At 47.9% G+C, this 19,303-nt stretch carries 15 protein-coding genes; 4 read left to right on the top strand and 11 right to left on the bottom strand.

Features of this window, described 5'->3' with window-relative positions:
• Positions 1-41 precede the first annotated feature (41 nt).
• The 4 genes from ACFSUC_RS07200 to ACFSUC_RS07185 are packed head-to-tail and all read right to left on the bottom strand — an operon-like array spanning position 42 to position 5,259.
• Positions 42-1,964: a beta-N-acetylhexosaminidase gene (locus tag ACFSUC_RS07200; RefSeq protein ID WP_379928850.1), complete on the bottom strand. Its 1,923-nt coding sequence runs from the start codon at positions 1,962-1,964 to the stop codon at positions 42-44.
• A 38-nt stretch (positions 1,965-2,002) separates the two neighbouring features.
• Complete coding sequence (locus tag ACFSUC_RS07195) at positions 2,003-2,827, bottom strand: carbohydrate ABC transporter permease (RefSeq protein WP_379928849.1); 825 nt, start codon at positions 2,825-2,827, stop codon at positions 2,003-2,005.
• 45 nt (positions 2,828-2,872) lie between these two features.
• Positions 2,873-3,829: a carbohydrate ABC transporter permease gene (locus ACFSUC_RS07190; protein WP_379928847.1), complete on the bottom strand. Its 957-nt coding sequence runs from the start codon at positions 3,827-3,829 to the stop codon at positions 2,873-2,875.
• A 41-nt stretch (positions 3,830-3,870) separates the two neighbouring features.
• Positions 3,871-5,259, bottom strand: a complete 1,389-nt coding sequence (locus tag ACFSUC_RS07185; RefSeq protein WP_379928846.1) for an ABC transporter substrate-binding protein — start codon at positions 5,257-5,259, stop codon at positions 3,871-3,873.
• 221 nt (positions 5,260-5,480) lie between these two features.
• Here ACFSUC_RS07185 and ACFSUC_RS07180 point away from each other — a divergent pair, with 221 nt between their 5' ends.
• The 3 genes from ACFSUC_RS07180 to yhbH all read left to right on the top strand — a co-directional run bounded on the left by ACFSUC_RS07180 (position 5,481) and on the right by yhbH (position 9,702).
• A complete protein-coding gene (locus ACFSUC_RS07180) occupies positions 5,481-7,316 on the top strand; it encodes a cache domain-containing sensor histidine kinase (protein ID WP_379928845.1) in 1,836 nt (611 codons plus the stop codon).
• Between the two features lie 25 nt (positions 7,317-7,341).
• Entirely contained in the window at positions 7,342-8,397 is a 1,056-nt protein-coding gene (locus ACFSUC_RS07175) for a response regulator (RefSeq protein WP_379928844.1), read from the top strand.
• A gap of 144 nt (positions 8,398-8,541) precedes the next feature.
• Complete coding sequence (gene yhbH / locus ACFSUC_RS07170) at positions 8,542-9,702, top strand: sporulation protein YhbH (protein ID WP_379928843.1); 1,161 nt, start codon at positions 8,542-8,544, stop codon at positions 9,700-9,702.
• 115 nt (positions 9,703-9,817) lie between these two features.
• Here the strand turns inward: yhbH and ACFSUC_RS07165 are convergent, their stop codons facing one another.
• From ACFSUC_RS07165 to ACFSUC_RS07135, 7 genes are all read right to left on the bottom strand, one after another.
• Complete coding sequence (locus ACFSUC_RS07165; protein ID WP_379928842.1) at positions 9,818-9,982, bottom strand: DUF1328 domain-containing protein; 165 nt, start codon at positions 9,980-9,982, stop codon at positions 9,818-9,820.
• Between the two features lie 258 nt (positions 9,983-10,240).
• Positions 10,241-10,405 (bottom strand): DUF1328 domain-containing protein, encoded by a 165-nt coding sequence (locus tag ACFSUC_RS07160; protein ID WP_379928841.1) that lies wholly within the window; start codon positions 10,403-10,405, stop codon positions 10,241-10,243.
• A 373-nt stretch (positions 10,406-10,778) separates the two neighbouring features.
• Positions 10,779-11,576, bottom strand: a complete 798-nt coding sequence (locus ACFSUC_RS07155; RefSeq protein ID WP_379928840.1) for a class F sortase — start codon at positions 11,574-11,576, stop codon at positions 10,779-10,781.
• The gene (locus ACFSUC_RS07150) at positions 11,566-13,176 is read right to left on the bottom strand and encodes a DUF4397 domain-containing protein (RefSeq protein WP_379928839.1); all 1,611 of its coding nucleotides are present in this window, start codon (positions 13,174-13,176) and stop codon (positions 11,566-11,568) included. The genes ACFSUC_RS07155 and ACFSUC_RS07150 overlap by 11 nt, the downstream gene beginning before the upstream one ends.
• 157 nt (positions 13,177-13,333) lie before the next feature.
• Complete coding sequence (locus ACFSUC_RS07145; protein WP_379928838.1) at positions 13,334-15,655, bottom strand: glycoside hydrolase family 65 protein; 2,322 nt, start codon at positions 15,653-15,655, stop codon at positions 13,334-13,336.
• Between the two features lie 207 nt (positions 15,656-15,862).
• Positions 15,863-16,510 (bottom strand): beta-phosphoglucomutase, encoded by a 648-nt coding sequence (gene pgmB / locus ACFSUC_RS07140; protein WP_379928837.1) that lies wholly within the window; start codon positions 16,508-16,510, stop codon positions 15,863-15,865.
• 369 nt (positions 16,511-16,879) lie between these two features.
• Complete coding sequence (locus ACFSUC_RS07135; RefSeq protein ID WP_379928836.1) at positions 16,880-17,383, bottom strand: hypothetical protein; 504 nt, start codon at positions 17,381-17,383, stop codon at positions 16,880-16,882.
• A 489-nt stretch (positions 17,384-17,872) separates the two neighbouring features.
• On the opposite strand from ACFSUC_RS07135, the gene ACFSUC_RS07130 reads away from it, so the two are divergent.
• Entirely contained in the window at positions 17,873-19,255 is a 1,383-nt protein-coding gene (locus tag ACFSUC_RS07130; protein ID WP_379928835.1) for a SpoVR family protein, read from the top strand.
• Positions 19,256-19,303 lie beyond the last annotated feature (48 nt).

Raw genomic sequence — 19,303 nt, 5'->3', positions numbered from 1 at the left:
CTTTCTTTCTTATCCTTTCGCTCGTTGGATTCACAGGAACCCTACAGAACATTCGCCGTGACGATGTGCCGATATTGGTTGCACCGCACATAACGGGCATCCGCGTTCGATGCAGAGGGATATCGGAGTCGTTTCTCATCCAGCTCTGGCAGGCTGTCCACCTTGCCCTGCAACCATGCATTGACGCGTTTCCCTGTTGTCTCCAGACGGGCACGCAGGCCGCCATACCGAAGATCCAGCACTTCCCAGCCAAATGGCTTATTGCAGTGCATCCACTCCGTATAGTGATGCTCTCTCAATTGATCCAGCAGGTCGATGAGCAGGGGCAAGGTCTCATTCGCCAATCGATTCAGCTGTTCACGTTCCAGCTTCATGTACGCCGTTCGCAGTCTCACACCGAATTCACTTTTTACACTCAGTACCCGGCATATCGATTCCGGGACCTTCAACAGAAAGGACCAATCTCCGGCCCTGGTGCCTGCTGCATGAAGACGGTCTGCCAGTCCGGCATAATATGTGTCCAGTCCCGATTCCTCTACATGCTTGTCGAACAGGCCCAGCAGCGGGTCTTGCCATAACGCATACTTGGACGGATTCTCCGGCTCCAGCCAGCCTCCATGATCCGGGTCTGGCACATGCACGCCTGGCGGCACATCCAGCGTACCGAGCTCCATGAACGATTGCATCTCTGCACCTGTACACCATTGAAATCTCGCTTCCAATCGGTCCCTCGCTACCTGATTCGCATAACCATGCTCGGCATACAGCTGCAAGCCCAGCAAACCTTGCAGCAGGTTCGTCTCGGCCCCGTCATCCCCCCACAACGTAACAAACGCTTCGCGGATTCCCTGCTGCTTACATGCCTGCATCGCCGCTTCCGTTGTGCGAAAGGTCTTCGGATAATGGACGCCGATACCATTAAAGGTCCAAATGCCGCCCGCAAAAATCGGCTCACTGCCTAATTGGGCATGCTGCTGCAAATAATGGATATAGCACGCCGGATTCTCATGATAGTAGTCCCAATATACGAGTCTCACTTTGCTTGGTACATTCGCAGCATTCGCGGAGGTCATCGCTACCGACCGGTCATAATAGTCGCCAGTGGGCGAGGCCATGCGAAAATACATATCGCTCCACATCATGGGCTCCATTCCGTATGATTCCGTCAAGTCCAGCACGCGCTGCAGGTGTCGTGTCATCAGCTCAGAGCTGGGAGCGAATCCATGCTGATCCAAATACCGGCCGCGTCCGATCCAGTGCGCTTCATCCATGCCGATATGAATGCGTCGGCTGCTGAACATCTCGGCGCATGCAGCCAGTCGCTTCTCGATCCACGCATACGTCTGCTCTGCTCCAACCATTAAGATATCTGCTGTATCCTTCACCTCTTGCGCGGTATCCCATCTCAAATACGTCGCCAGATGAGCCAGTGTCTGTATACACGGGATCAGCTCAATGCCGAGCGACTGTGCGAAACGGTCCAGCTCCCGAATCTCTTCTCTGCTGTAGCGACCACGCATATAGCCAAAATACGGGTCCTCCTGGATCTCATACGTATCCTCGGTATAGAGCATTAGCGTATTCAATCCCATGGCAGCCATCGTCACCAGTACGGTTTGCACCCTGTCCGTTCGAATCACAGCGTTGCGCGAACAATCCAGCATCACGCCGATCCTGTCCAAATAAATCGTCTCGTGAAGTTGAAAAGAATCTCGGGAACGCGCTTGCTCCACGAACAGGCCCAACGCCCGGTAGAAATGGACAGGCTGCTGATACTGAATGAAACCTGTTCCGCTTTGCAGGGATACGACAATCTTTGCCTGTTCGGATTGCTGCACCCTGATGTGCCAGAATGACGCCATGTCACACACGGCACCCGTTTCAATGTTCAAACCGTAATAATGGGCAAAAGGCCTGATTCCCTCAGAGACTGCTTCGAGATCTCCTTTCAGATGAATGTCCATTCACTGTTGCCTCCATCGTTCTGTCATTTCACGGCTTCTTACTTGATGCCGGATGAGGAGTGATTTTGAACAAAATATTTCTCAGCGAACATAAATACGATCATGATCGGCACCAGACTCATCAAGGCCGCTGCAACCATATACTGCTCATTGCCGAACCATTGTCCGCCCAGCGACAGGATACCGATTGGCAGGGTAAATTTATCTTCCGAGGTCAAATAAATAACCGGGGCCAAGATTTCGTTCCACTTGGTCATAAAGGTAAAGATAGCCAGTGTGGCTAGCGTTGGCTTTGCCATGGGCATATAAATTCTCAAATAAATCTGGAACGGATTGCAGCCTTCCATCTTGGCAGACTCTTCATACTCACCCGGTATGCTCAGAAATGCCTGACGCATCAGGAAGATACCGAACGGCTGAGCGAGCCATTCCATCACCCAAAGCGGTGTTAGCGTATCCAGCATATGCAGTTTGTCGAAGATAATAAAGTGCGGGATGATAATGACGATGGGCGGAATCATCATCGTGCCGAGCACCATGACAAATAGTGCATGTTTAAACGGAAAGCGCAGTCTGGCAAAAGCAAACCCCACCATGGATGACGAGAGCAGAGCACCTACCACAGAGAGAATCGTCACGGTAAAACTGTTCATGGTGAAAATACTGAAGTTCCCCAGCTTGAACACTTCGGAATAATTGCTCCACTGAAACACGTCTGGTATCCACACGGGAGGTACAGCCGTGTATTCCTTGTATGTTTTGAGTGAATTCATCAAGGCCGATACGAAGGGCACGATCATGATCAGGGAACTGATGATAATCGTGACGTATCCGAGTATTTTAAATATGATTTTCGATTTCATGGCGGTCTCCTTTCCAACTGTCCCGGCGTCTAGACGAATCGAGTCTTACTCATAATGCACCCATCTTTTCTGAATGGTCAGTTGTATGAGCGTGAGGGTGAACAAAATCATGAACAGCACCCAGGCAATTGCGGATGCATAGCCCATATGCATGAAGGAGAAACCTTCCCGATACAGATACAGCATCAGCACGAGACTCGCATTGTCAGGACCTCCAGCTGCCGTCACACCGGCCGTTCCACCCGTAAGCACATAAATCTGCTCAAAGGCCTGGAAGGTCGTAATCGTACTCAGCACCAGAACGAGAAAGGTCGTCGGAGAGATCAATGGAAGGGTAATCGATCGAAATTTGCGAAGGACGCCCGCGCCATCAATCTCTGCGGCCTCATACAAATCACTTGGGACATTTTGCAGGCCAGCCAGGTAAATAATCATGATGTAACCGATCCCTTTCCATACGGCAATCAGTACCAGTAAAGGGATCACGAGATTTTCGTCATTCAGCCACAGCTGGGGACTGAAGCCCAGCTTGTTCAGCAGTGAATTCGCCATGCCAAATCGCGGATTGAAAATGGCATCTGCGACAAACAAGATTACCGTCCACGATGAAATCACCGGGATAAAATGCGCCATTCGAATGAGCTTCAGCGCCTTGAGCTTTTGATTGAGCGCTACCGCCAGGATAAGCGCGAGAAACGCCTGTGTCGGTACAAACAAGATCGCGAAATAGATCGTATTCCAGAGTGACTTCCAGAAGAGAGGCTCCGAGAACATCGTCTGATAATTATCCAGTCCCGTCCATTCGGGGGGATTGAGCATATCGTACTTCGTAAAACTGAAATAGAGAGAGGCGATCAAGGGTCCGACCAAAAACACAATAAAGTGGATCAAGTAAGGGGAGACCAGCAACAGCCCCCATCTCCCCTCACTGTTGAGCCATTTTTGTTTTCGGATCGGCATGTTCCCTCTCGTCGCACGTTTATGTGGAACGGAGTGATTCATAGACAATCCCGCCTTTACCGGTTGCTTGATAGATGTTGTCGTCAGTTCTTGTAGAAGTTATCCAGCACTTTTTGTACTTCCTGATCGGCATTTTCCAGCATTTCATCGATGCTTACATCATTCAAAAAAGCCCGATTGGCGTTCTCATTGAATTTGGAGACCCATTCTTCCCAGACCGCATTCGCATCGAGCGTGCCGGCAAACTCGAAGCTGTCCAGAAACGCCTGGCGATTGGCCGGCTTTTCACTTGCACCCAGGAAAACCTCGGAGTTGGCAACAGATTTCTTCACAGGTACCGCTTCACCCAGCGTAGCCCATTCTCGTTGAACCTCATCCTCGGTCGCCCAGTATTTGATCCACTCCCAAGCCGCCTCTGCCTGGGCTCCGTCAACCTTGTTGTTGATAACCCAGGAATTCGCAATAACCGGTGCGAATCGCTTGCCATCCGGTCCTTTTGGCAGCACCGTCACGTCATAATCCAGCCCCGCTTCATTCGCGGCAAGTACACGGGCATAGATGCCAATACGCATGGCAGCCGAACCACTCGGGAATACGGCCATCGAACTTTGGAAGCCTTTCAGATCCAAGGGATCGGTTAATACGCCCCGGTTCATGCCATCCACAATCCATTCCATCGCCTGCTTGTTCTCTGGGGAGTTGACGACTGATTTCATGCCACTCTCATCGAGTACACCGCCCCCGTAAGACTTCAGGACCGAGAACCATCCCTCTGTAATACTGAAGAAGGTCAAGCCAAACTGCTGCACGTTCTTCGCATCAAATCCTGATGCATCCGCTGTGTTCCCGCTCGAATCCAGTGTAAGCTTCGCCGCGGTTTCCTTCAGGTCTTCCCAGGTCATATTCTCATCGGGATAAGCAACGCCAGCCTGGTCGAACAGCTCCTTGTTATAGAAGAGCACGCCGATCTGAATCCCTTGCGGGATTGCCCAGTAGCGGCCATCCGCGTCTTTATTAAAATCAAGGCCATAATATTCATCCTTGTTCAAGTCTTTCTCAATCCAGTCCGTCAAGTCCTTGACTGCCCCGCGCTGGGCATACTTCATCACGAAAACGCCGTCAGACAGCCAAACATCAGGTGCATTGTTGGCAGCGATCTGCGTATCCAGCTTCTGAAAGAACTGGCCATACGGCGCGCTCTGTGTTTCGACCGTAATATGAGGATGCTTTTCCATGAATTTATCAATGAGTTCCTTCATCTTCTCGTCAGATTTGCCTCCGGAATAAAACCCAAGCTTAATCGTGACGTCCTCCTGCGGCTTTTCCGTCTCTGTGCCATTCTCGCCAGAGGTTGTTTCGTTGTTGCTTGCTTGCTGGTTTCCATTGTTGGCCTGGTTCGTGCAGCCTGTAACCACTAGCGTAAAACTGAGCAATACCCATGTTAAAAACGTGAGCCACTTTCTTGATCTCATGTGTTGCTTCCCCCTTCAAGTCATATGTATAAGCGCTTATGAGTCTATTGTAAAGGTTTTCATTTTGATTGGAATGTGGTTTTCCTCCCTGGTTGTGTTTTTTTGATTTGAATCGTTCCAGGCATAGGATTTCGAATGGAATCATCATTTACAATTCCGGTTTTTTCTATAATAATAGGGACTACACAGGATAACCTTTCATACGAAAAGGAGAAAAAGGCATGCATCGTTTGAAAGCGCTTACGATTCAGAGACAGCTGTTCACGATCATCATTTTATTTGTGTTTATTCCCAGTCTGCTCGTCGGATGGTTCTGGTACCAGGCATCTACCGAAACCATCAAGCAAAATGCCATTGACTCCAATATGAAGCTCGTGGATCAGACTAGCAAGGCGCTCGATATGTATATGGAAAATGTCGAGGTATCCACGTATCCGTTCATCGACAATTTGAATATACAGCGTTTTATCAGGCCTTCTTCCCTGTCTCCCTATGCCCTGTTTATGCTGACCGAGCGTATCGAGGATGACCTGTTTGACCAGATGATTGAGGGCAGACCAGATATCGCCGGTATTTCACTCGTCACGGAAACCGGTCGGCAGGTGACGGATTACCACCGTATGAAGGAAATGCTTCAGATGGAGGATATTCATGCTCGCAATATTGCGTTGATGGAACGGGTAGACGAGTTGGAGAACTTCCATATTATCGGAGTGAACCGCCTGGGCGCTACCCCTGTCCTGACGGTGATCCGTAAGCTGCACAGTGCTTCCACCTACTGGATTGAAGGAATGCTGGTCGTCGATATTCATCTCAAGCATATGGCCCATATTACAGAAAACATTTCACTCGGCGGGTTTCATGTGCGTATCGTCGACGAGAAGGGGGAAGTCATCTATGATCCCGCGCCCGATCAGCTGGGACGAAAGCTCTCGAAGGAACAGATGACGTATTTCCAGCCACTGCATGACAGCAGCAATCCGCTTGACGTGCAGACGCGGGAAGAGAATATTGTTATATTCCATCGCTCCGAGATGACGAACTGGATATTGGCAGCCCAAATTCCGCTGCAGACGATTATGGCCGATATGATTGACCTGCGCAATCTGACTATGCTGGTTGGGACGATTATCATTATTCTCGGCATGGTGGCAATCGGAGGATTTTCCCTTTCCATTACCCGTGCCCTGACCTACCTCCAGAAGCTGATGAAACGGGTGGAATCCGGTGACTTCTCCGTCCGGTCCTCGAAAATCCGCTTCAAAAATAAAGAAATTGGCCGTTTGTTCGAGAGCTTCTATGTCATGGTGACAGAGCTGAAGCGACTGGTTCAGGAAGTGCATTTGTCTCGGTTCAAGGAACAGGAGATGAAGATTAAGCAGAAGGAATCGGCCCTGCAAGCGATGCAATCTCATATCAATCCGCACTTTTTGTACAATACGCTGGAAATCATTAATTCACATGCCATCCTGGAAAACAATATGGCCATCAGTAAGATGACCACTTCACTGGCGCATATGTTCCGCTACAACATCGGCAACGCCAAACAGATCGTTCAGTTGACGGAAGAAATGGCGCATATTCGCTCCTATATGGAAATTCAAAAAGCAAGATATCGAAAGCTGGAGGTGGACATAGACGTCGATCTTGAAGAGGCAGAGCAGGTGTCCACCATTCGCCTCACGTTGCAGCCTTTGCTGGAGAACGCATTCTTGCACGGCTATCAGCAGCACAAGAAAAAACCGACCTATATGGGACTTAGCGGCAAAGCGTACGCTGACTATTATGAAATTCGCATGGTGGACCATGGTGGCGGGATGGAGGAGGAGATCATGCAAAAATACAATTTGGCCTTCTCCCATAAAAGCGATGATCTCTCTGCCATTAGTAAAACCTTCACCAGCATTGGACTCATTAACGTGCATGAACGAATCCGACTTGCATTCGGCTATCCATACGGCCTTCATCTGGAACGTTCGGATTCGAATGGAACCGTCATCCTGATCCGACTCCCGTACGCTGACAACGGATTACGCTATAAAGGCCATCAGGACTGAACAAGCAAACAAAGGGGGCACGACCATGTATCGTGTATTGATTGTCGACGATGAGCAGATGATTCATTTCAGCTTAAAAAAACTGATCGAGCAGTCTGATCTCGGCTTCGAACTGGTCGGTGAGGCAGAGGATGGCCGTGAGGCACTGGAACTGATTCAGCAAACGGCACCGGATCTGGTCATCACCGACATTTACATGCCTGAGCTGGACGGTCTTGAACTGATCGAGCAAGCAAAATCCGCTCATCCCAAAGTGACCTTTATGATTTTATCCGGCTATAATGACTTCAGCTTTGCGCAGAAGGCGATTCGATTCGGCGTTTCTGACTTTCTGTTGAAGCCGATTGATCCGCAAGCCTTTCTGGATACACTTAAACGTATTCACCACAAGCTCACACAGGACAAGGAACGGTTCTCTACCTTGAACGAATGGCTGACCGCTTACCACCAGATGCAAAAACAGCTGTTCGAAGAGATGTGGTCACTGAAAGGGGCACAGGCATCCGCCACCCTGGAAGCCATATTGCACCACTTGCAACAGCGGCAAACAGAGGAAGTACCCCTCACCCATTTAACCCATGACCTGTTGCTCTGGCTGGAAAACGAGCTGCGCAAGAAAGGCATTTCATTGGAGGAGCAGGCAGGCAGTCCCCCTTCATCCCATCCCATTGCATCGACACTGACGCGGACACGCATACAGGTACAGCAATGGATGCAGATTCTGAAGGAATGGCGCAACCTGGGATCACGCATGAATATGAAAAGGGCACTGGATTACATGAAGACGCATTACATGCGGGAGGACCTCTCATTAAATGAAGTGGCCGGCTATATTGGCATTTCCCCAGCCTACTTCAGCCGTTCCTTCCGGGAAGAATGGCAGGTCACGTTTATCAAGTACTTAATTAACCTCCGTATGGAAAAGGCGAGAGAATTGCTGGAGATTACCGACCTCAGTACCTGCCAGGTGGCACTTGAGGTGGGTTTCTCGGACTACCCGCACTTCAGCAAAACATTCAAAAAACTGACGGGTGTCACCCCATCCGAATACCGCAAGCAGCGGACGCTTGCTCACGGATAGACACGTATCGCTCCACCAATCAGCCTGATCGGGACGTGTATTTTTTATCTCGCGTTCACATACCATTGTCTTTGTTGAATATATTGATAAAACAAAGCTTTTCGATCCTGCTTGTGGAGCTAGACATTCCGGGAGGTGGCTCACATGGAGAAGCCCTTGTTTATTGTGTCAGAGGAGGACTGGTCCCTTCACCGCAAGGGATATCAGGATCAGTCCAGACATCAAAAAAAAGTCAAGGAAGCCATCAAACAAAATCTGTCGGATTTGATCGCCAATGAGAATATCATTCTGTCCAAGGGAAAACAGATCGTCAAGATTCCGATTCGCAGTCTGGATGAATATCGTTTTCGATACAATTACAATAAAGGCAAGCATGTTGGTCAGGGAGATGGAGAGAGCGAGGTCGGAGATGTATTGGGAAGGGACCCTGAATCCGCGCAAAAGAGCGGCAAGGGACCTGGAGCCGGAGACCAGCCCGGCGAGGATTATTATGAAGCAGAGGTACCGTTGGAGGAAGTGGAATCAATGCTGTTTGAAGAACTGGAACTGCCTCATCTTCAACAGAAGGAGAAGCAAAACATCACCACCGACCAGCCCGTCTTCCACGACATACGCAAGAAAGGCATCTTCTCTAATCTGGACAAGAAGAAAACCATCTTGGAAAACCTGAAGCGAAACGCTCGCAGCGGCAAGCCTGTCATTGAAAATATTACACCGGACGATCTGCGGTTTAAAACCTGGCAAATTGTAGAGAAACCGCAATCCAACGCAGTCATCATCGCGATGATGGATACATCTGGCTCGATGGGGCAATTCGAAAAATACATCGCACGCAGTTTTTTCTTCTGGATGACCCGGTTTCTGAGACACAAATACGAGTCGGTCGAGATCGCCTATATCGCCCATCATACCGAGGCAAAGGAAGTGAGTGAAGAACATTTCTTCACGAAAGGTGAAAGCGGCGGAACCATTTGCTCCTCCGCTTATATCAAGGCGCTGCAACTGATTGAAGAACGCTATCCTGCGAAGTTTTACAACATCTATCCGATTCATTTCTCAGACGGAGACAACCTGACCTCTGACAATGAAAAATGCGTGAAATATATTCATGAACTTCTCCATCATACCAACCTGTTTGGCTATGGAGAGGTCAACCAATACAACCGCAGCAGCACGCTGATGTCCGCCTATCGCAACCTGAACCACCCGAAGTTCCAGCACTGTATTATTCGTGAAAAAGGCGAGGTACTGAAAGCGCTGCGCGCCTTTTTCCATCATCCCGAATCCGCTGGACAGCATGCGTAAGGAATGGAACAAATAAAAATGGCCTTGAGGATGGGCGTCTCTTCCCATTTCTCAAGGCCATTTTTATATAAAACCATTTCATTACCTATCATGTTCATTGATCAAAGTCATGCAGCTAAAGGTTTGGCCTTCGTCCCATGATCAGGGAAATCAGGAACAGAATCAGGAATACGAAGAACAACACTTTTGCGATTCCTGCAGCTGCACTTACGATACCAGCGAATCCGAAGATCGCGGCTACAATCGCGATGATGAAGAAAATCAGTGCCCATTTTAACATGGTTATTCCCTCCTTTTCATATCTACTCTTTTTCATATCTTCTCTTGTTCTCTCTTTTTTGCTCTCTCATTTTCGCTCTTTTCATTTGTGTTAACGCTCTGTTAGCACATTTCAAGCTACCTATTCTGCTTGCCTATTTTGGTTTTGCTCGCGCTTCTTTTTTGGTTACATTCAGATTACGTTTAAATCTTTGCAACGACACGTTGTTTCTCGCTTTATCTGGTTTTACCTGTAAGAGCGGGATGGCGTTCAGCTTCGCTATACCCTCGGCCTACGTCCCAGAATGAGCATAATGACGAAGATGACCAGAAAGACAACGAACAAGATTTTAGCGATGCCTGCTGCTGCACCTGCAATTCCGCCGAAACCTAATACTGCGGCAACCAGTGCGATGATAAAGAACATCAATGCCCATCTCAACATAAGAATGTCTCCTTTCTCTTAGCGAAGTGTAGAATTTTTTTGGACTTGCTGAAGCTTCATGTCTCCTAATTACCCCCGCTTTTCGAGGTCGAAACACTTTGATCCCATCCATGTATTTCTTTTCATTTCTTTTCGTTTGCCTGCCCCCGTCATTTCTCTGAAACCCTGCCGATATCGCCACCTATAGATACAGCCCGTTGCCCCTTCAGCTTTCTGTGCAGCGCTATGCACACCGTTATCATCCCAATGTTCACCAGTCCCTGTGCTCGATTTCCCGTAATTCGGATAGGTGCAAATGCGACAGCCAACAGTCAGCGTATTAAGCTGAGAACAAAAAAAAGGAAGGATGCCTTTCTCCTTCCTTCTTTCCGATTTATCCAATTGTCACCAGACTGGCATACACAACCAGCCGATGCGAATGGTTGCCCGTTTCACGGCTGAATTGTCCGGTACAGGTAATCAAATTGAGCATGCTCTGGTCGGCTTCTCCGAAGATGTCCTGAATGGGTGCCTGATCATACGGATAGCTTTCCAGCTTGTTCACCTCATAATGAAGAGACTGTCCCTGTGCGTCCACAACTGTAATCCGGTCCCCTTTCTCCAGTTGATCGAGATCATAAAAGACAGCGGGACCATTCGACCAATCGACGTGTCCGGCCAAAACCGCACTCCCCTGTTCGCCCGGCTGGTAGCCTAATGAATACCATCCAACCTGCTCTGGAGCATCAGGCACACCCATCTGTCCATTCGGCTCCAGACCTACGGAGGTGATCTCCGCATTCAGGTCGATAGCCGGAATGCTTAAGCGGGCGGGCTGTATTCCCTTGCCGTCAAGATTGACCTTTTCGATAACCGAATTCGAATCAGCTGAAACATGGGAAGACGTGCTGGAATTTGCGTTGGTATTTGATTCCGGCTCTTGCTCCTTCAAGACAGAAGGCGATTCCACCTCGGAAGATGTTCGGGTGACGGATTGGAGACTCGATTCGGATACGGGTGCGGACGAGGTATGTCCAGCTGATGATTCGGTCTGATCCATTCTTTCTGCCAGGTACGCAACTGCGCCGATGATCAATACGATCAACAGCGCAGCCGCGATGCCTTGCAGGCTTTGTTTGCGATAGCTCTTTCCTGGATCAGAACCTTCCCGGAAATCTCGATTATGCCTCATGCTTTTGAGCACGTAGCCGGTATACGTACAAGCTTGCGCCTGCTACAGCAAGCAGGGAAATCAATACCTTCCACAAGCCGATTGACGCAGATTGTTCGCTGGCAACCGCATCAGCTGTTCCGCCCATACCGGTTTGCGGCATGGCTGTTGGCATGATCACACCTTCACTGGAAGCATTGCGCACCCCGTAGTTGGATTGCTCCATCACCCTTGGCTGCTCCGTTTCAGTCCATGTATTTCCACTGTTGTTGTTATTGCTGGTATTGCCAGTATTCGAAGATGGTGGCGTTTGCTCATCATCCTGCTCGACGACCGTGTCCGTTTTCGCCTCAAGCTCTACATCAATACCATCTTGAACACCCTTGATAACCGCTGTCATTTCTTTCTTGTCTGCTGTATTCTTCAGATCGATTTTCTTTTCCAGCAGCACCTGGTCTTTGCCATTCGCATCGATGGTAAAGATCACGATGTCATGCTCGCCTTCTTCCAGCTCAAGCTCTTCAGAAAGCTCGCCATACGCCAATCCCTTCACCCACAGCTTGCCATCAATCTTGATCATGACAGTCGGTGCACCCTTCACATCATGCATCAGGCGAAGCCATGCTTTCGCAACTGCTTCCTTCTCCTGCTCTTCCTTGTCATCCAAATCCGCGTCTACTTCCGCATCCGCTTTTAGCCCTTTCTTCCACTCTAGATCGAGCCCGCTCATTAACTTCTTGATGGTAGCGGTTACCTCTTCATGGTCGACACAGTCAAAAGATTTCTTCAGCAATACTTCGCCTTTCATTTTTCCATCCGCTGCGACGATCTTGATCTCATGGGTTCCTGCTTCCACATCCAGCGTCTTGGAAATATCTCCGTATTTCAGACCATCCACAAGCAGCTTGCCATTCAGATAGATCTTTACTGCTGGCGCTCCTTCTACATGATGCACCAGACGCAGCTTGGCAGCTTTGTCCCATTTGCCGTTATGCTCTTTGTCTTTATCTTTGTCTTCTTGTTCCTTGTCGTCGTCATTCTCTTTTCCTTCTTCATCCTCATCTTCATCATCATCGGATTCCATCGCAGAGATGACTTCAGATTTCAGATCGAGCTTCAGCTCGCTTCCAATCGCCATAACGACGGCTTCAACGTTCTGTTTGTTGCTTATATAGATCATCTTTTTCATCAAGACGGTCCCTTTGTTCTCCTTGTCAGCACCGATCACTTCAAGAAGACGTTCGCCTTTTTCCAATTCCAGTTCAACGGAAGTCTCTTCATAAGACAGCTTGTCCACCACGACTTTTCCGTCGATTTTAATCATGACAGCGCCTGCATCCGCGCCTTTATGCTTGAACCAGACTTTTACTTTTCCATGATTATCTTTTTCTTCGTCTTCACCCTTGTCATCGTCTTCGCGGCCTTCTTCGTCGTCATCGCCCGCATTCACCTTGGTGTCACTGCTGCTGTTCAGCACCACACCTTCCGTGCCTGCCTCAACGTTCACCTTGACCTCAACGGACTGGTTGGACGATTCTGCATAGACCCCCATACTCATGCTAAATACCAGTACCATGGCGAGCAATACTGCCGCCCACTTTTTACCCTGAAACGCTGCCATTCCATCTTCTCCTCTCAATAGGTTCTCTGTATGATCACTTCCTTTCGTAAATAACCCGCTGTTTCGGGCTTGAAACAGGTAAATTAATCAAACAAGCACGCCAGCAAATGTACAGCTGGCGTGCTTGAAAACCATTATTCAAATCAATGGAGTGAAATTATACAGCAGATGCGGCGAGAGAAACCTGAATGGTTTCGTTGCCTTTTACCGTAACTTCCTTGCCGCTCACGATCAGATCGGTTTCAACATCGGTCTCGTTCTTGATGTTGATGCTGTCCGGAGTGACTTGGACGTTCAGACGGGCACCACGGAACACAATCTTGAAGCTGAAGGACTGCCAGTGCCCTGGAATGAATGGATTGAGAGAGAGTGTGCCATCTTCAATCTTCTTGCCTCCGAATCCTTCCACCACCGACATCCACGTACCAGCCATGGAGGTGATGTGCAGACCGTCTTCCGTATCGTTATTGTAGTTGTCGAGATCCAGACGAGCCGTTCTCAGATACATTTCATAAGCTTTTTCCTTGTATCCAAGCTCACAGGCCAAAATGGAATGGACACATGGAGACAAGGAGGATTCATGTACCGTCAATGGCTCATAGAAATCGAAATTGCGCTTCTTCGTTTCCAAATCGTACTGGTCATTGAGGAAGTACAATCCTTGCAGAACATCCGCCTGCTTAATATAGCAGGAACGAAGAATCCGATCCCAGGACCAGTTCTGATTGAGCGGCAGGTGTTTTTCATCCAGCTCGCTTACCGGAATCAGCTCTTTGTCCAGGAAGCCGTCTTGTTGCAGGAACACGCCTTTTTCTTCGTCTGCCGGGTAATACATGTTCTCGATGATTTCCTGCCATTTAGCTGTTTCGGCATCGCTGAGGTTCAGTTTCGCCATCAACGCATCCAGACGGGCACCTTCGTTTTCCTTGAGATACGCGATGACATCCAGCGTATACTCCATCGTCCAGGCTGCGATCCGGTTGGTGTACCAGTTGTTGTTGACATTGTTCTCATACTCATTCGGGCCGGTTACACCGAGCATCACATATTGGTTCTGGTGCTTGGAGAAATGCACGCGCTGCGCCCAGAAACGGGAAATGCCTGCCAGCACTTCAAGGCCGTACTCACCCAGGTATGAATAATCCCCGGTATAACGCGTGTAATTATAGATAGCGTAAGCGATCGCGCCGTTACGATGGATTTCTTCGAACGTGATTTCCCACTCATTGTGGCACTCTTCCCCGTTCATCGTCACCATTGGATACAGAGCCGCACCGTCCGTGAATCCAAGCTTCTCCGCATTTTCGATCGCTTTTTCCAGATGCTTGTAACGATAGACGAGCAGGTTTCTGGAGATGGACTCGTCCGCTGTACTGAGATAGAACGGCAAGCAGTAAGCTTCTGTATCCCAGTAGGTGCTTCCGCCGTATTTCTCACCCGTGAATCCTTTTGGACCAATGTTCAGTCTGCTGTCTTCACCTGTGTACGTCTGATTCATATGGAAAATGTTGAAGCGAATCCCTTGCTGGGCTTCGACATCGCCTTCAATGACAATATCGCTGTCTTTCCATTTTGCCGCCCATGCTTCTTTTTGCTGATCCAGGAGACTGTCAAAACCAGCTGCTACTGCTTTCGTCAGCACTTCTGCCCCAACAGAAGCCAATTCGTCAACCGCATGATCTCTCGAAGTTACATTGGATACGTACTTGTAGAGCACAGCTTCCTGATCTGCTTTTGCCTGTACCTGGAAGGAATGACCGACGAACTTCTCTTTCTCGGTCAACTCCGGCTGTACATCCGCTTTGGTTCCAGCTACTTCTACGGCATAGGTCATCGTGGAAGTCAGATAGAAGTCCAGCTTCTTCGTTTTGATCGTCAGTACCGCCTGATCTGCACGGTTAGACTTGCTTACTTCATCCCAGAACTTCTCATCGTAGTTGCTGTCCTTGTTTTTCACATCGCCATCGAGGTAAGGGCTGAACGTAATGTCAGCATCAAAGCCTACTGGCGTCACCGCATACTTGATGGCCCCGATTTCCTTCATGCTCATGCTGACAAAACGGGTGGATGCCACTTTCACCTTCTTGCCGCCAGGCAATTCAGCGGTGAAGCTGCGGCGCAGAACGCCTTCCTTCATGTTCAGTTCACGAACAAAATCTGTCACGGTGCAAGTCGCAAGGTCCAGGGTCTCCCCGTTCACTTTCACGTCGATCCCAATCCAGTTGGTTGAGTTGAGCACCTTGGCAAAGTATTCAGGGTATCCGTTTTTCCACCAGCCCACTCGGGTTTTATCTGGATAGTACACGCCTGCCATGTAGCTTCCCTGCAGGCTCTGACCGGTGTAGTGCTCTTCAAAATTCGCACGCTGACCCATATGACCGTTCCCAATGCTGAAAATACTTTCGGAAATCTCGTGGTTCTCAGCAACGAATCCCTCTTCAATGATGGACCACGGATCTACTTTCAGATATTTTTTCATTCCAAAGACTCCTTCGCAGACTTTTTCGGTTGTTTCTATTGCCGAACTCATTTTCTGTCTGTTCCACTTCAGTATGTGTACATTGTATCAAATTCCATACCGGAATGAAACCGGTTTCTCTACCTGTTTTGTCCTTTTTGCTCTGTCAGAATTAGGCACACCATGCGCAAACGTTTGCACCATTGTGCAAACAAAAGCTGTCATTCATTAGAATTTCAGGCGGTCTATAGACATTTCATCAAAGGATGCAATGACGAAATCAGCTTGGCCAAGCTGTTCTGCTGATCCGACGCCGACACAATACATCTCTGCACGTTTGGCCGCTTCTACCCCTGCTTCCGCATCTTCGAACACGACACATTCTGACGGTGCAACGCCCAATTCCTTTGCCCCAAGCAAGAATACTTCCGGGTCTGGTTTAGCCTGAGAGGTTTTAGTTCCATCCACGATCGCATCAAAATACGAAACCATGTCGATATTGCGCAGGATGATCATCGCATTTTTGCTCGCTGATCCCAATGCAATCTTGATGTTGTTGTCTCTGAGTGCCTGTAGAAATGCCTTCACGCCTGGCAGCACTTCCGAGCTATCCATTTTGTTGATGTATTCCAGGTACCAGCCGTTTTTGCGATCCATTCCTGCCTGTTTCTCCTGCTCATCCAGGGTGATGCCCCCGATTTCCAGCAAAATTTCCAGCGAGCGGACTCGGCTTACTCCTTTTAAACGTTCATTGTCCTGTTCTGTAAAGTCAAAACCCAGTTCATTGGCCAGTCGCTTCCACGCTAAATAATGATATTTGGCGGTATCCACAATGACACCATCCAGGTCAAACAGGCAAGCTTTTACTTCTGCCACAGGTTTCCCTCCTTCTTTGTACATGTTATTCCTATTATAGTACGCTTACATGAAATAAACAATTCATAATGCAAACGTTTTATAAATTTTCATGAATACTTCGCTTTTACTGTGACAACTATACGATCAACCAAAATCAGTCTCTTCTTTTTCACAATCCATTTATTTCTTTCCTCGTTGCTGTTCTTTTCAATCTATTGCATGTGTGCAGGTGCATATGTACTGGCAAGATCAATGCATTCAAGATTTCAGGCTGATCTATAAAAAGATCAACGTAAAAAAAGGCAACGTTAAACAGAGATGAAGTCTGTTCAGCGTTACCTTATCAAACAGATCTACCTATAGAAACAGGCATTAAATGTTCGACATTCACTTGGTTGGATTGACGGTTTGAATGATCTGGTTATTTAAATCGATTAACTCTTTTATTATGTCTGTATGAACATTTCCTTCTCGGTCAACAAGCTGAGATTGAGCAAAATCCAGTTTCTTGTAATCCTCACTTAGTTGTTCGATGATTTGCCAATCCGATTTATCTAGTTCCTTATTTTCAATGCTAAGCAAATAACTATTCACTGCATAGCCATTTCCTTGCCTTGGATACGTTTCTTCTCCCAGTAAAGAGGACAGCTGAGTGTTCATAGAACCATACAAAGTTAGCAGTTGCCGTAAATAAAAGGATTCAATGTTCTGCTCCTCAACACTTTTTATAAAGGCTTCTTCAATTCTTGATGTCGTGTGCCAAACCATGTCATTCGCTACTTTATGTGGATAAACCTCATATTCATTTTTGTTTAGATATGGATTGAGAATATAATAGAAGACAGGTATCAAGATCAAAACAGTTAGGACTACAATGAATTTATTCTTCATGCTTTAGCCTCTCCATTAAAACGTTCATTTTTCACAACTCCACTGCATGTTTAAAATGTGCATGTAATAGGTTGATGTTGCCGGTGTCACCCACCATCCCAGTATTGAAGCCTCTCTATATCCTTGCTATACCGCTTATGCGTTAACAAATAGTTAACAAATGTTTATTGTCAAGATCTACTTGTTCATGAAAGTAGAATTATACGTCTTAACCCCTGTATGTACACTCTTTACTATTAGCGGTATTAGTATGAGTGATATGAGGGAAATCTGATTTATTCCAAGATGCCTTTTTCAAATTAAGGATATCACATCAAATAAAATGGTTCTATTGGTAAATACTTCTTTCGTTTGAGTATTCAAGTGCTATTAATTTGAAAAACAGCCATGTCATCTCTCCGTTCATGATCTTCCCTCTCCTGAATATACATACAGTATGCTTGAATCGATGCGTGTTCAGCGGTGCAGATATGGATAGGGAGGCGAAGGATGTTGAGCAGCGAAGAACGCAAGCAGTTGGAGAAATCCATTGAAGAGATTACGGAGATCGCAGCAAAATGCGGACTGGATTTTTACCCGATGCGCTATGAAATTTGTCCGGCGGACATTATTTATACGTTTGGTGCCTACGGCATGCCTACCCGCTTCAGTCACTGGAGCTTTGGGAAGGCTTTTCACAAAATGAAGACCCAATATGACCTGGGATTAAGCAAAATTTACGAACTGGTCATTAATTCCAATCCCTGCTATGCCTTTCTGCTGGAAGGCAATTCTCTGGTTCAGAACAAGCTGATTGTCGCACATGTGCTGGCTCACTGTGATTTTTTCAAAAACAATGCCCGTTTTCAGCAAACGAACCGCGATATGGTAGAGTCGATGTCCGCTGCAGCCGAGCGGATTCGCCAATATGAAATCGAATATGGCGTAGACAGGGTGGAAGCTTTTCTGGACGCGGTGCTCAGCATTCAGGAGCATATCGATCCGAGCCTGATTCATCCAAGGCGCAAGCAAGTGCGCAAACGTCAGACGGAGAGCGCAGCGGACTCTCGACCACAGCCCGGGCCTTATGATGATCTATGGTCCCTCGATCACCAACAACAGCAGGAAGAGACCGAACAACCTTTGTTCGATATTGAAAAGTTCCCCAAACAACCTGAAAAGGATCTGTTGCTGTTCATTGAGGAGCATTCCAACGTATTAAAGGAATGGCAGCGGGATATTTTGACCATTATGCGCAATGAAATGCTGTATTTCTGGCCGCAAATCGAAACCAAAATCATGAATGAAGGCTGGGCTTCCTACTGGCACATCCGCATCATGAGAGAGCTCGATCTGACCTCTGACGAAACGATTGAATTCGCCAAGCTCAATGCCGGGGTCGTGCAGTCTCATCAGCATAACCTCAATCCCTACTACCTGGGGCTAAAAATATTCGAGGATATTGAGAAACGGTTCGGGAGAGAAAAAATGTTCGAGGTGCGCGAAACGGACGCGGATATCTCTTTTCTGCGTAACTATTTGACGAAGGAATTAATCGAGGAACTGGATCTGTATGTGTTTGAAAAACAGGGACCGGAGTGGAAAATTACCGACAAGACCTGGGAGAATGTGCGCGAGCAGCTTGTATTCTCCAAAGTCAATGGCGGCTTCCCCTACTTACAGGTCACTGACGGCAATTATCAGCAGCAGGGGGAACTGTTCATCCAGCATGCCTATGAAGGGATTGAGCTGGATTTGCGCTACATTGAGCGCACGCTCCCCTTTGTATACCGCCTGTGGGGCAAGTCGGTTCATATCAAAACTGTCGTCGAGAAGAAGCCGGTTCAGTTCACCTATGACGGGGCCAAATGCCACCGAAAATTTATCAGTTGAGTTGTTGCATGATACAGCAGGCCATGTAATGGGAGGGATGGCGTCAGA

The organism is Marinicrinis sediminis, from assembly GCF_042685085.1.
GTDB lineage: Bacteria > Bacillota > Bacilli > Paenibacillales > KCTC-33676 > Marinicrinis > Marinicrinis sediminis.
The sequence above is the reverse complement of the archived record's forward strand: the minus strand, read 5'-3'. Positions and strand labels throughout refer to the sequence as shown.